Source organism: Longimicrobium terrae, from assembly GCF_014202995.1.
GTDB classification, from domain to species: Bacteria; Gemmatimonadota; Gemmatimonadetes; order Longimicrobiales; family Longimicrobiaceae; genus Longimicrobium; species Longimicrobium terrae.
Genome location: NZ_JACHIA010000009.1, coordinates 128,000 through 141,863 on the forward strand (window position 1 = coordinate 128,000; position 13,864 = coordinate 141,863).

The 13,864-nt window shown below is 69.8% G+C and carries 10 protein-coding genes; 4 read left to right on the forward strand and 6 right to left on the reverse strand.

The window, feature by feature from the left end; translation table 11 throughout:
- Nucleotides 1–46 precede the first annotated feature (46 nt).
- The 3 genes from HNQ61_RS15670 to HNQ61_RS15680 are packed head-to-tail and all read left to right on the forward strand — an operon-like array spanning nucleotide 47 to nucleotide 3,740.
- Nucleotides 47–763, forward strand: a complete 717-nt coding sequence (locus tag HNQ61_RS15670) for an ABC transporter ATP-binding protein (RefSeq protein WP_170034925.1) — start codon at nucleotides 47–49, stop codon at nucleotides 761–763.
- Nucleotides 760–2,334 carry an endonuclease/exonuclease/phosphatase family protein gene (locus HNQ61_RS15675; protein WP_170034924.1) on the forward strand — a complete coding sequence of 525 codons (1,575 nt, stop codon included), beginning with the start codon at nucleotides 760–762 and terminating at the stop codon, nucleotides 2,332–2,334. Before HNQ61_RS15670 ends, HNQ61_RS15675 begins: the two co-directional genes overlap by 4 nt.
- The gene (locus HNQ61_RS15680; RefSeq protein WP_170034923.1) at nucleotides 2,331–3,740 is read left to right on the forward strand and encodes a hypothetical protein; all 1,410 of its coding nucleotides are present in this window, start codon (nucleotides 2,331–2,333) and stop codon (nucleotides 3,738–3,740) included. Before HNQ61_RS15675 ends, HNQ61_RS15680 begins: the two co-directional genes overlap by 4 nt.
- A gap of 84 nt (nucleotides 3,741–3,824) precedes the next feature.
- On the opposite strand, the gene HNQ61_RS15685 is transcribed toward HNQ61_RS15680, so the two are convergent.
- Nucleotides 3,825–6,761: a TonB family protein gene (locus tag HNQ61_RS15685; RefSeq protein WP_170034922.1), complete on the reverse strand. Its 2,937-nt coding sequence runs from the start codon at nucleotides 6,759–6,761 to the stop codon at nucleotides 3,825–3,827.
- Between the two features lie 386 nt (nucleotides 6,762–7,147).
- Between HNQ61_RS15685 and HNQ61_RS15690 the strand changes: the two genes are divergently transcribed.
- Nucleotides 7,148–7,324, forward strand: a complete 177-nt coding sequence (locus HNQ61_RS15690; RefSeq protein ID WP_170034921.1) for a hypothetical protein — start codon at nucleotides 7,148–7,150, stop codon at nucleotides 7,322–7,324.
- Nucleotides 7,325–7,536: 212 nt separating this feature from the next.
- Here HNQ61_RS15690 and thrS read toward each other — a convergent pair whose 3' ends face one another.
- The 5 genes from thrS to HNQ61_RS15715 form a co-directional block, all read right to left on the reverse strand.
- Nucleotides 7,537–9,399 carry a threonine--tRNA ligase gene (gene thrS / locus HNQ61_RS15695; RefSeq protein WP_170034920.1) on the reverse strand — a complete coding sequence of 621 codons (1,863 nt, stop codon included), beginning with the start codon at nucleotides 9,397–9,399 and terminating at the stop codon, nucleotides 7,537–7,539.
- Between the two features lie 175 nt (nucleotides 9,400–9,574).
- Nucleotides 9,575–10,759: a glycosyltransferase family 4 protein gene (locus HNQ61_RS15700; RefSeq protein ID WP_170034919.1), complete on the reverse strand. Its 1,185-nt coding sequence runs from the start codon at nucleotides 10,757–10,759 to the stop codon at nucleotides 9,575–9,577.
- Between the two features lie 150 nt (nucleotides 10,760–10,909).
- On the reverse strand, nucleotides 10,910–13,018 hold the full coding sequence (locus tag HNQ61_RS15705; RefSeq protein WP_170034918.1) for a molybdopterin-containing oxidoreductase family protein: 2,109 nt from the start codon (nucleotides 13,016–13,018) through the stop codon (nucleotides 10,910–10,912).
- 257 nt (nucleotides 13,019–13,275) lie between these two features.
- Nucleotides 13,276–13,557: a type II toxin-antitoxin system RelE/ParE family toxin gene (locus HNQ61_RS15710; protein ID WP_170034917.1), complete on the reverse strand. Its 282-nt coding sequence runs from the start codon at nucleotides 13,555–13,557 to the stop codon at nucleotides 13,276–13,278.
- Entirely contained in the window at nucleotides 13,535–13,792 is a 258-nt protein-coding gene (locus HNQ61_RS15715; protein ID WP_170034916.1) for an addiction module protein, read from the reverse strand. Before HNQ61_RS15715 ends, HNQ61_RS15710 begins: the two co-directional genes overlap by 23 nt.
- Nucleotides 13,793–13,864 lie beyond the last annotated feature (72 nt).

Genomic DNA, 13,864 nt, shown 5'->3' on the forward strand with positions numbered 1-13,864 from the left:
CGCACTCACGCACTCACGCACCCAGCACTCACGCACTCGTCTGCCTTTGTCCTCCGTCATTGAAGCCCGCGGGCTGCTGAAGGAATATCCGTACGAATCCGACGCCGTGCGGGCGCTGCGCGGCGTGGACCTCACGGTCGCGCGCGGCGAGCACGTGGCCGTCGTGGGGCCGTCCGGGTGCGGCAAGAGCACGCTGCTCAACACCCTGGCGGGAATCGAAGCGCCCACGGCGGGAACCGTGTCTCTGCTGGGCCAGTCCATCTACGCACTGGACGAGGGGCGACGCTCAGCCCTGCGGCTTACCAAAGTCGGCTTCATCTTTCAGCGCTTCCACCTGCTGTCCGTGCTGACCGCGGCGGAAAACGTGGAACTGCCGATGGCGGAAGCGGGGATGGCCCGGCGCGAACGGCGGGAACGCGCGCGTGAACTGCTGGCCTACGTGGGGCTGGAGCACCGGCTCAAGCACCGCCCGCCGCACCTGTCCGGCGGCGAGCAGCAGCGCGTGGCCATCGCGCGGGCGCTGGGCAACCGGCCGGAGGTGATCTTTGCGGATGAGCCCACCGGCGAACTGGACCGCAGGACCGGCGACGAGATCATCGGCCTGTTCGAGCGGCTGAACGCGGACGGCGCCACGCTGGTCATCGTCACGCACGACTCGCACGTGGCGCAAAGGGCGAGGCGGCGGGTGGAGATGGCGGACGGACTGATCGTGGCGGACCACGGCGGCGGTGAGCCGTCCCTGTCCGGAGACGTGCGCGGATGACCCGGATTCATCGGTCGATGGTCATCCGCACGGCGGCGGCTTCCGTGCTGCTGGCGATGGCCTTTGCGGCGTCCGCCCGCGCGCAGTCCGCCGCGCCCGTCGTACTGGACGGCGCGTTCGACGAGTGGAGCGGCATCCCCGCCGCGGTGATGGACGCGGCGGACGCCCCTGCACCCTTTGCCGACATGCGCGAGGTCCGCGTGCGCGACGACGCGGAGGGCGTATACCTGCTGCTGGACCTGGAACGTCCGATTGCCCTGCAGTCGCTGCCGGGAACGCTGCAGGTGCTGCTGGACACGGATGGCGACACCGCGAGCGGCTGGACGGAGATGGAGATGCGCGGCGTGGACGCGGTGCTGGCGTTCTCGCCGCGCGCGCCGAACGGCGGGTTGTCGGGGACGATGCTGCGGATCATCCGCCGCGCGGGCGGCGCGCCGGAGGAGATTCCCGCCGTGGACGCGGGCGTGCTGATGGCGCCCAGCGTGGGCTCGCGGCGCTTTGAAGTGCGGCTGGGCCGCGGCGCGCCGTTCCGCTTCGGCGGCCGGCTGCGCGCGCGGATCGTGGCGCGTGACCGCACGGATTCCGTCATCGACCAGACCGTGATCTTCTCCGCCCCGCTGTCTCCCGGCGCCCACCGCCCTACCCCGCGCGGCCACGGGGACGCGGACCCGCTCGCCCGCGCGCCGGGGACGGATTTCCGCCTGCTGTCGTGGAATGTGGGGCGCGACGACCTGTTCGAGGGGACGGTGGAGTTCGGCGCGCTGCTCCGCGCGGTGCAGCCGGACGTGGTGATTCTGGACGAGGTGGATACCGATTCGGCGGAAAAGGTGCTCATCATCCTCAACCGCATCCTTCCCGGCGACCGGCCGTGGCGCGGCGTGCTGGGCCGGTCCGGCGGTACGCAGCGCGGCGTGGTGGCGGTGCGCGCTCCCGTCTCGGTCGCCACGCCGTTCGCGGGGCACGTGGCGTACCCCGACTCCGCCGCCGCTCTGGTGCCGCGCGACGCCGCCGCTTCTGCCCATGCCGCGGCCGCGCGCCGCGCCTCAGAGGGCGTGCCGACGGTTGGCGCGGTGGCGGAAATGGGGGGCCGGCGACTGCTTGCCGTCACGGTGGACCTGGAATGCTGCGGCGATCCCGGCAGCCCGTCAGACCGGCTGCGGCGCGTGGAAGCCGCCGTGCTCCGTGACGGAATCCGTGAGGCGCTGCGCGGCGGCGGAGTGGACGCGGTGATCGTGGCCGGCGACTTCAACCTGGTGGGATCGCGCACGCCGCTGGAACTGCTCGCGGCGGGAACCGATGTGGACGGCTCTGCGCTCGTGATCGCGGAGCCGCGGCGGCTGAATGGCGCATCCATGGCGACATGGGAGAAGCCGGGCGACCGTTTTACGCCGGGGCGGCTCGACTACGTCCTTGTCGGCGACGCGGCGTTGACGATCCTGCAGAGCTTTCCGCTGAACTCGGGGGACCTGTCGCGGACGTGGCGCGCGCACCACGGGCTGGACGCGGAAACGTCGCATCGGGCCACGGATCACCTCCCCGTCATCACCGACCTGCGCTGGACGGGCGGATGATCTTTCGCCTTGCGCTCGCGGAACTCAGAAACCGGCCCGGCCGCGCGCTCTTTCTGCTGGGCGGGTATTCGCTCGGCGTGGCGGTAATGGTGGTGCTGCTGGCCGTCGGCGAAGCGATGCTGAACCAGGCGCGTGACGCGGAACTGGTCGGCGGCGGCGACGTGGTGGTCGTTCCGGCCGGCATCAGCGCGGAGATGCTCAAGTCCGGCGGCGTGTCGTCGCTGTTTCTGGGGATCGACCACGCGCGTTTTCTGCACCGCAACCTGCTGGAATCGCCGCGCGGCCGTGAGGATTTTGGCATTGAGGGCGTGTCGCCGCTGCTGGACGGCAAGCAGGTGGAGCTGTTCGCGGGGGACCGGCGGATCGCCGCCATCGCCGCCGGGGAAATTCCGTCACGCGCGCAAGCGGCCGGCGCGGTGCCGAGGCTGTTGAGCGGCGGATGGCGGGATTCGGATGCGGACCGCCGCTGGCTGCGTCCCTCGTCCGACGAACTGTACCGCGAGATCGACCGCTTTCACATCCCTCCGGTTCGCGACAGCACCTGGGCGGAATGGCACTACTTCAACGTCGTGCTGAGCGAGCAGCGGTGGGTGTACGTGACGCTCATGGTGGCGGGAGAAGTGGGCGTGCCGGGGCGCTGGGGCGGCCGCATCCTGCTGACGGTGCGCGAGCCGGACGGCACCCATCGCTCGCTGACGCGCGACCTGCCGGGCGAACAGGTGCGGTTCGACACGGCGTCGCCCGACCTGCGTTTCGGGGATCGGGCATACGTGCGCATGCGCGATGGCGTGTACCGCGTGGTGGCGGACGCGGAGGGCGTGCGCGTGGACCTGCGGGTGACGCCTGCACCGCGCCGGTACTTTCCGCCCACGGAGCTGGGCGGAAGCGAGCTGGTGTCGGGATACGTGACGCCCGCGCTCTACGCCACCGCGGACGGCACCGTCTGCGCGCCCGTGTGCGAGCCGGTTCGCGGCGCCCAGTCGTACCACGACCACAACTGGGGCGTGTGGCGCGATGTGTCGTGGGAGTGGGGCTCCGCGTCGGACGCGCGGATGTCGCTGCTGTACGGCGTGGTTCGCGGTGGCGGCGCGGGGACGGAGGGATTGTTCGCGTATCTGGTGGATGAGCGGGGCGTCCGTGGCGTCTTTCGTCCGGGCGCGGTGCAGTTCGGGGAAACTCAGCCGGCCACCGTCGCCGGGCGCACAGTCCGCGTTCCGCGCCGGTTCGCGTTCCAGGACGCGCGGCAGGGACTGCGGGTGGATGTGGAGGTCGCGGCCGTGCACGTGACGGACATGAACCGCCCCGAGCGCCGCTTTTTCGTGCAGATGCGCGGCGTGGCGACCGTCCGGGAGCGCGGAAAGATCGTGGGGCGGCTTCCCGGATTCTTTGAAACGTACGTGGATTGAGGGCGGGGCATCCGCCCGAACGCAGCGACGCCCCGGCCGATTTCCCGGCCGGGGCGTCGCGTTTTCCGTCATCCACGTGACGCGTTACTCCGGATTCCAGGTCAGCGGAACGGAGACTTCGGACTTCACCGCCTGCCCGTCCACCCGCGCGGGCTCGAAGCGCGCGGCGGCGATCGCGGCGGAGGCGGCCAAGCGAAACGCCGTGTGCGAAACCTCCACCACGCGAATGCTGCCGCGGTCCACGCGCCCGTCCGGCATCACCACGAACTGCACGACCGCCGCGCCCGCGATGCCGCTGTTTTCCAGCGCGGACGGGTAGCTGCGCAGGATGGCGCGCTGCAGATCCGCGCGGTTGCGCAGCGTGGGGCGCTGGTCCACCTCCGACGCCGAGTAGACTCGGGATGCATCGACGCGCGCCGGTGCGGGAGCCGGCGGCGGAGCGGCGGCCGGCGCAGCCGTGGCGGAAACCGCGGCGCGCTGCTCCACCACGGGCGCGGGGCGCTCCACGACCGGGGCCGGAGCAGCGGCAAGCACGGCGGGAGCCGTCACTGGCTGATTCCGCGCGGCAGACTGGACCGCGCGCAACGAATCTACGCGGCGCTGCTGGTCGCGCCGAAGCTGGTCCTGCTTGCGCGCTTCATCCGCCAGGCGCTTCTGCTCGGCGGCGGTCAGCGGGGTGGCGGGATCGACGGTCGCGAGCGCGGTGATGGCGGAATCCGTATCCGGGTCCGCGGGCTGCGCGGCAGAGGGAGAGGCGCTCAGCGTCGCGGCGGCCGTGCTCGCGATGCGCTGGGTGGCGGCAGGCGTGCGGGGCGATCCGACGAGCACGGCTCTGGACGCCATGGCGCCGCCCGCGAGCACGACGACCGCAATGCTCGCCGCCACGAGTCCCGCACGCGACTTCCGCGGCTGCGCGCCCAACCGGCTCAGCCCCGATTTCCGCATCGGGAGCACGGCGATTGGGCCGGGCTCCACTTCATCGGATGCCGCCATCTCCGTTGCTTCTGCCGTGAACGGCAGAGCGATGATCGTGGCAGGGGCGACGGGCGCTGTTTCATCCAACGCCGCCTGTTCCTGATCCGCAGCCACGGCCTGCGCGGCGAATCCGTCATCGACGGAAGTCTTGGACCACTCGGCGGATGCGGGGGCCGGGGCCAAGACGATTTCCGACACGTCCGGTACGCTCGGCGAGACGGACGCGGCGCGCGCCTCGATGATGGGCCGGGCGAGGGCAGGCGCGGGAACGGGCGCGTGCACCTCCGCAGTCGGCGGTGCCGCGGCAGTCACAGGCTCAGCCGGCGCGCTGACCGGAACGGAAAGGGTTCGCGCCTGTCCGAAAGTGGGCGGGATGTAGAGACTGTCAGCCAGGTCTGTTCTGGAGGCCGTCAGCTTGTGCGCCCGCGCGGGCTGGACTGGAGCGGGCGCACTCGCCACAGCCGGCGTGGCCGCAATCGACGCGGCAGCGACGGCAGGCGGCGCCACCGGAGGAGCCGTTTCCGGCACTGCCGCGACCAGGACGTCCGCAGCGGGGGGCGCTTCCGGCACCGACTCGGCACTCGCAGATGCCGCCACGGCAGGCTCATCATCCTCGACCAGAACGATCGACGGTTTCTCTGCCTGCGGCGCCAGTTCTCCGAACAACACGATCTGCGGCTCCGCTGTGCCGGGCACTTCGCTCGCGATCGGGGCGATCGACGGCTCCGCAGCAGCCGGCTCAGCATCCGGGATGTCGATCGGCGACTCTGCCGTAACCGGTTCCACGTCCGGGATCGAGGCGATCGGCGGCCCCGCAGCAGCCGGCTCAGCATCCGGGATGTCGATCAGCGGCTCCACAGCAGCCGGTTCTGCGTCCGGGATCGAGGCAATCGACGGCTCCGCAGCAGCCGGCAGCTCGTCATAGGCCGAACCGACCGGCGGCTCCGCGGTCGCCGGCGGGTCGTCCTCAACCGAAGGTGCCGCTACCGCCAGCGCCGCATCCATGATCGCGAGGATCGACGCATCCGGGTTCGGAACGGGCGCGGATGACGAACCGGCGCCGGTGTCCTGCGCGTCATCCACCGGAGCAGCATCCCGCGGCGCGGTGACGATCGGCACGGGAAGGTGAATGCGCGGCAGTGCAGCGGCGCGCGCCTCATCGGCCGGGGCGATCTCCCGATCCGCAGTGACGACAGCGGGTTGCGCCGGGACGATGTCCGGCGCGAAAGCGGAAGGCGCGAGCGCAGCGGCGAACTCGCCCGCGGTGGCCCAGCGATGCGCGGGGTCCGCGGAGAGCGCACAAAGGATGGCGTCCGCGACGTGCGCCTCGATCCCGGGCCGCCCGATGGAGGGCGAAACGATCGAGGGGGCGCCGCCCTTGGCCATCGCCAGCAGCGTGGCGGTCCAGTCCGCGGGGAGCCCGGCCAGCACCTCGTACGCCATCACGCCTAGGCTGAACACGTCCGCGGCCGGTGACAGCCCGGGCGAACGGCGCAGGCGCTCCGGCGCACAGTACCTCGCGGTGGACCGGCCCGGCGTGGTCGTCCCCGGATGGATTCCGAGCCCCACGAGCACGACGCGCAGCTTTCCCTCGTTTCGCGCCAGCCACAGCATTCCGGGATGCACGTCCCCGTGCACCGCGCCCGCGATGTGCGCCATCGCCAAGCCGGCCGCCGCCTCTTCCACGATGCGCAGGGCCAGCGGCAGCGGGGGCGCGCCGCGCTGGGCCAGCAGCGCCGCCAGCGTTCCGCCGGGACCGATGTCCGCCGCCGCGTACTGCACGCCCGCCGCCGCATCCACCCCGAAATCCACCGTTCGCGCCACGTTCGGGTGAAGCAGGCGCGCGGCCAGCTTGCCCTGCCGCGTGCCGCGCTCCCGCTCCTCCGCGGACGCGGGCAGCGGGATCATGCGCAGCGCCACCTCTCGCTCCGCGCGCCCATCCATGGCGCGAAACACGGCGCCGCTGCCCTCGCCGGCGAGAACTTCCAGCACACGGAAGCGGTCGGCGAGCAGCGAACCGGGAACGATGGGGGCGGGGCTGGACATCAAGGCGTCCGGGATGGGAGGATCGACGCGGCTCGCCAGGCGAACGGCGGCGCGGGTTTGACGCGGGCCTGGCTGTCCGCCGCGTGGCGGGGAACAGACTGGCGCAGTTCAGATGGGGATACGCAAAGTAGTACGCGTCCGCATCAGGGTCAACGATTTCGTACGCCGTGGCGACCCCGCGCAACCCGTGCGGCGTTTGTCCCGTACGGTGTGCACCGCCTGTCCCCCGCGCGCGACAGGCGCGATGACAACCAAAGGGTGATCCATGCGGTCAAACGAAGCTGCGCCAAGGACTTTCGGCAGATCCGCGGGCGGATGCGCCGGGCACGCGAGGTGCCTTTCAGGCGTGCGCATCCCGGTGGGATGTGGAAAGGAAATGAATCAAAATGGAACTGATCCGTACATATCTGGAGAGCTCGCCCACGCGGTTTCAGGCGTACTTGGCGCTGCAGTGCGCGCTGATGCGCCGGTTTGAGGCGCGCGGCGGAACGAGCGAGGATTTCTGCCGTCGTCTGGCACCGGCGTTTCACCGGCGGTACGGGGCGATGCTGCGGGAGGACTAGAGGGACTGCAGGGAATGGGGAATAGGTAACAGACGAGCCGCCTCCCGAGGATGATCCGGGAGGCGGCTCTTCTGTTCGATCAAATGTATCCGGTGTGGCGGGAGACGAGGATGGATGGCCATCCCCGCGTTCCCCCGCCACCCTGCGTCCTCCGCGCGAAGTCCATTCGCGGCGCCCGCCATACACGAGCGCGGGCGCCGCAAACCGCTGGATCAGTACGCGTTGTCCGTCGTCGTGGCGGCGGCCGTTTCCTGGAAGCGCGCCGACATCGTCGGCTGGTGCACATCCAGCTCGCGCGTGCGGATCTTTTCCACCAGCTCGGCAATCACCTCATCCACCGGCGCGACCCGCTGCTCCTTGACCTTGTGGCGCCGCACCGCCGCCGTGCCCTGCTCCTGCTCGCGCTCGCCGACGACCAGGATGTACGGCACCTTCTGCTTCTCCGCCTGCCGCACGCGGTAGTTGAGCGACTCGTACTGCTGCAGTTCCGTGCGGATTCCCGCCTTGCGCAGCTTTGCCGTCACCTCGCGCGCGTAATCCAGGTGCTTCTCATCGGAGATGGGGAGCACCACGGCCTGCACCGGCGCCAGCCAGAGCGGGAAGGCGCCCGCGAAGTGCTCCACGATCACGCCGATGAAGCGCTCCATTGACCCGAAGATGGCGCGGTGGATGACGATCGGGCGCTGGCGCGTTCCGTCCTGCGCCGTGTACTCCAGATCGAACCGCTGCGGCAGCTGGAAGTCCAGCTGAATCGTTCCGCACTGCCACTTGCGGCCCAGGCTGTCCTGGATGCTGATGTCGATCTTGGGGCCATAGAAGGCGCCGTCGCCCTCATCCACCGAAAACTCCCGCCCGCCCGCCGTGAGCGCGGCGGACAGCGCCGCTTCGGCCGCGTTCCACGTTTCCAGCTCGCCCATGTACTTTTCCGGGCGCGTGGAAAGCTTCATCACGTACTCCAGCCCGAACGTGGAGTAGAAGCGGTCCACCAGTTCCAGAACCTGAAGGATCTCGTCCTGCACCTGCTCGTTCGTGATGAAGATGTGCGCGTCGTCCTGCACGAAGCTGCGCGTGCGCAGCAGGCCGTGCAGCGCGCCCGTCACCTCGTTGCGGTGCAGCACCTGGTTTTCGGCGATGCGCAGCGGCAGGTCGCGGTAGCTGTGCGAGCGCGTCTTGTAGTACAGCATCGTGTCGGGGCAGTTCATGGGCTTCAGCAGCCAGTCGGGCTCGCCCTCGCCGTCCCGCACGATGTACATGTCCTCGTGGTAGTGCTCCCAGTGCCCGGACTGGTGGAACAGGTCGGGCTTGTACAGCACGGGATTCATGATCTCCTGATAGCCGTACTCCGGCATCAGCCCGCGCCAGAACTGGGCGAGCTCGTTGCGCACCACCAGCCCGCGCGGATGCCAGAGCGCGCCCGCGGCCCAGGGGTGGAACGAGAACAGGTCCAGCGCCTGGCCCAGCACGCGGTGGTCGCGCGCCTTGGCTTCTTCCACAAAGGCGAGGTACGCCTTGAGCGCGTCGCGGCTGTCCCACGCCGTGCCGCTCACCCGCTGCAGCGACGGGTTCTGCTCGCCGCGCCAGTGCGCCGGTGAGGCGGCAAGCAGCTTTACGTTCTGGCAGAAGCTCGTGTCGGGCACGTGAGGCCCGGCGCACAGGTCCACGAAGTCGCCGTTGCGGTAGAACGTGACCGTCTGGTCCGCCAGCTTTTCCAGGATCTCCAGCTTGTACCGCTCGCCGCGGTCGCGCATGAACTCCACCGCCTCGGCGTGCGGAACCACGGCGCGCTCAAATTTCTGCCGCTGCTTGGAAACGTCCTTCATCCCCTCCTGCACCGCCGCCAGCTCCTCCGGCGTCAGCGGGCTGTCGACGTGCACGTCGTAAAAGAAGCCGTGCTCCGTCGCCGGCCCGATGGCGAACGTGGCCTCGGGGCGCACGCCGCGCAGCGCCGTCGCCATCACGTGCGCCGACGAGTGGCGGATGCGGCGAAGCTTTTCGTCATTCGGCAGCGCCTTGAACTCGTCGGGCGCCACGGGCTGCCAGTCGCGCTCCTGCAGCCAGCTGTTCCAATCCGTCATGTGAGCGTTCTCCGTCCTGTATCGTGTGCGGCCCGCGCGGGCCGTGATGATTTCTGTCGATTTCCGTCAGCAAACCGGGAGATTAACGGCCTGCACCGCCCCGCGCCACTCATCCGCCGAACAGAAAGGCCGCCCCCGTTGCGGGAGGCGGCCTGTATGTACGACGAGTGGATGCTCACCCTGCCGCGCGGGCGAGCTTCGTCGGGACGGTGCCGGTAGTGGTTCGCGTGTGCTGGCCCAGAAGCCGGACGAACGTGTCGGCGATGGCCGACCACGAGAAGTGGCTGGCCGTGTACGCGGCCGCGCGGCGCGACGCCTCCGCCACCAGGGCGCGGTCAGCCCGGTAGCGCAGAATCACCCGCTCGAACGCCTCGGCGTCGCGGCTGGGCACCAGGTGCCCGTTTTCTCCCTCGCGAATCACGTCGCTGATCCCTTCCAGGTCCGCGGCCACGACCGGCATTCCGCACAGCCCGGCCTCCAGCATCACCACGCCGAATCCCTCCATGTCGCCCTTGACCGGGATGTTGGGCATCACGAACAGGTCGGCCCCGCCGTACAGCGTCGTCAGCATGGACTCCGACACCTTGCCCAGCATGCGCACGTTGCGCTGCACGCCGTTGCGGGTGATGGCTTCCTGAATGCGCGGCGTCATGGGGCCCTCGCCGGTGATCAGGTACACCACGTCGCGCGGCAGCCGCGGCATGACCGTGTCGGTAAACCACTGAAATCCCTTGCGCTCCTGGTGCCGCCCCACGCTCACCAGGATGAGCGCGTCTTCCGGAATGCTCGCGCCGGACTCGCCGATGGCGCGCAGCAGTTCCGCCCGCGCCGCGCGCCGGTCGCGCGGCGCGCCGAACAGCTCCACGTCCACACCGCAGGGCACCACGTGCATGCGCGACGGCGGCAGCCCGCGGTCCAGGCACTCCTTGCCCGTGGCCCGGCTGATGGGAAACACCACGTCCAGCGAGCGCAGCACCCGGGGCACGAACCACTGGTACCCGGGCGTGGGGAGCGTAACGTCGCGACCCACGGGGATGGCTGCGGAGATGGCGCCCGCGCGGCGGATGGCGTTGCCCAGCACGGCGGTGGTGCTGGCCGTCACCATGGACGAGTGCAGCACCACGTCGATTCCCAGGTCGCGCACCATGCGCGGAACGCGCGCCAGCAGGCCGGCCATGTAGCCGGGCATGCGGTAGGGCGTGCCCTTCCACGAGGTTTCCAGCAGCAGCGAATGCAGTTCCACACCCGGATGCTCGCCCAGCGCGGCGTGCAGCCCCTGGGCCACGCGCTGCATGCCACCCACGTTGCTCAGCGGGTCGCCGGGAAGCGGAAACGAGTGGGAAACGTAGAGAATTCGCAACGCGGAGTGCTCCTGCGGAAGCCGTGCGGGGCGCATCTAACGCCTTGAGAACGCGCAATATACACCCCAAACCGCCCCGCTGTCCAGAATGCCGCTCCCTTCCTGCCCAGGATCACGGTCACACGACGCGGATGATGATCACTGCTTTTGTCATCCTCGATCGGGCGCCGGCTCCACCTCTACCGCGTTGTCGTAGAACACGGCGCCGCCGCCCAGATCGGTGACCGCCTGCGACGTGGTGTCGTTCACCGTGCGGCCGCCGTCGGAGTGCATGGCCCAGCGCACACCGTACGAGACGGCCACGCCCGGACGCACGTCTTCCGTCACCACCGCGCGGCCGAAGAAGTGGCCGCGGTCGTTCCAGCAGCGAACCCGGTCGCCCTCCGCCACGCCGCGCTCCCCCGCCTCGCTGGGGTGCAGCAGCAGCTTCGTGTCTCCCGCCGCGCGCGCCAGGCTGGGCACGTTCACGAAGGTGCTGTTCATGAACGGATGCTCCGGCGGCGACAGCAGCATCAGCGGATAGCGCGCGGCACGCTCCGGGTCCGCTTCCGCGCTTTCCGCGGGCGGAATGTACGTGGGGAGCGGATCGATTCCGTGCGCCGCCAGTTCCGGGGCGAGGATCTGGATTTTTCCCGTCGGCGTGTTGGGCCGCGGATCGGCATAGGGACGGAAGTCCTCCGGCGCGTTCAGGCGGACCCATCCCTCCTGCACCAGCCGCTCGAAGGTGATCCCCGCCAGCCACGGATGGTCGGACTTCAGCGCCTGCCGGATCAGGTCCGTGTCGCTGTCCGCGAACTCGGGATCGTCCAGCCCCATCCGCGACGCCAGCCGGCGAAAGATCTCCGTGTTGGGCAGGCACTGGCCCACCGGCGCGATGGACGGCTGGTTGAGCGTAAGGTACAGGTGCCCGTACGCCGTGTGGACGTCCCAGTGCTCCAGCTGCGACGTGGCGGGAAGCACCCAGTCCGCGTACCGCGCCGTATCGGTGACGAAGTGCTCCATCACCACCGTGAACAGGTCGTCGCGCAGCAGCCCGGCGCGCACCGCGCCCAGGTCTGGCGCCACCGCGGCCGGGTTGCTGTTGTACACGATGAACGCCTGCACCGGCGGCCCGCCCACGCCCGCGTCGGGCTTGGTAAGGGCCTCACCCAGCCGGATCATGTTGATGGTGCGCGTCCCGGGCGCGATCCAGTCCGGCCGCTGCAGCGCCCCCGAGTTCAGCTTGAAGGCGCCGCTGGTGGAAAGCGTGGCGCCCCCGCCCAGGTCGCGCCACGCGCCGGTCACCGCGGGAAGAAGGGAGACGGTGCGCACGGCGGTTCCGCCGCCGCGGTGGCGCTGCAGCCCGTAGTTCAGGCGGATGAACGCCGGCCGCGTGGTGGCGAACTCGTGCGCCAGCCGCTCGATGCGCTCCGCGGGGAGCCCCGTGGTTTCCGCGGCGCGGGCCGGCGTCCACTCCGCCGCGCGGATCCGCAGTTCCTCCGCGCCCACGGTGTGGTCGCGCAGGTAGGCGTCGTCCTGCAGCCCGTCGCGAAAGATGACGTGCATCATCCCCAGCGCCAGCGCGGCGTCGGTGCCGGGGCGGATGGGCAGGTGCTCGTCGCACTGCGCGGCGGTGCGGGTGCGGATGGGATCGATGGCGATCAGCCGCGCGCCGGCCTCGCGGGCGCGGCGCAGCGCGGGCCACAGGTGCGGGTTGCTGGTGAGCGTGTTGGTGCCCCACAGCAGGATCAATCGCGCGTGCTCCGCCTCCGTGGGCGTAGGGCCCATGCGGTCGCCGTACGTGGCCTTCCACCCCTCGCTCCCCGCGCTGGCGCAGATGGTCCGGTCCAGCAGGCTGGCGCCGATGCGGTGAAAGAAGCGGCGGTCCATGGACCCGCCCTGCACCTGCCCCAGCGTGCCGGAATACGAATAGGGGAGAATGGACTGCGGCCCGTGCGGCCCGTTGCGGATGTCGTTCAGCCGCCGCGCGATGTCGTCCAGCGCCTCGTCCCACGTGGCCGGCTCGAAGCGCCCCTCGCCCTTGGGGCCCACGCGGCGCAGCGGCACGGTGAGCCGGTCCGCGTGGTAGGTGCGCTCCACGTACCGGTTCACCTTGGTGCACAGAAATCCCTGGGTGACCGGGTGCTCCGGATCGCCCTGCACGCGCACGGCGCGCCCGTCCTGCACGTGCACCAGCATGGCGCACGTGTCCGGGCAGTCGTGCGGGCACGCGCCGCGCACGACGCCGGTCTGGGCCAGGGGAAGGGCAATGCTGTTCATCGATCACTCATTCAGTACAGGCGTACAGGGACTGAACTCAAGGATCGCGTTCCATCTCTGCCAGAACGTCCTCCCACGCGAACGTTTCCGCACGTCCGGAACGGATCTCCTCACTGCGCCGCCGCGCCTCCAACAGCCAGGAATGACTTCCCACCTCTGTTGCCGGAGCGTTTGAACAGCGTAACTCTTCCGTTCATCCATCCCATGAACCTCCGAATACGCGCGGATGAGAGACATCGGGTCGGGTGGATCGTGCGTCAGAGCCGCTTATACCAGAACGCCTCATCGCGGCTCTGATGCGCGACGGCAAGTATTACGATCTCATCGCCCTCTACCCGGTAAATGACCCGGTATCGGAACAGCCTGATCAGAACGGAACGCACGGAACCGTAAGCGCGCCCCAGTCTCGGGAACTCGAGCAGCAAGTCGAACGCGCGGGCAATCTCCGCCTGGAACGCCTCGGCGACGCCTTTGTCCCGCAGGCCATCATACGCGTCAAGGAGGTCGGCTTCGGCTTCAAGATGAATGCGGATTCGCATGATGCCTCGCCCGCATCTTGGCGAACACCTCTTCAGGCGAGACCGTCCGTGCGGTTCCGGCCTGCACTTCGGCCGACCTGCGCATGATCTCCGCTCTCCAGTGCAGATCCTCCTCGAGAGTATCCTCCGTACTCGCGATCAGGCGCTCGATCAAGCCGCCCAGTTCTTCGCGCGGCAGCTCCAGCGCGGCTTCCTCGATCTCTTCGGCGGTGACCATCTTCTTCCTTTCGCTCATGGTTCGTCACCCTCCGAAAAGATACAGTGTGAACGCGCATTCGTCCATCGGTTAGAACACGACACGGGCGAG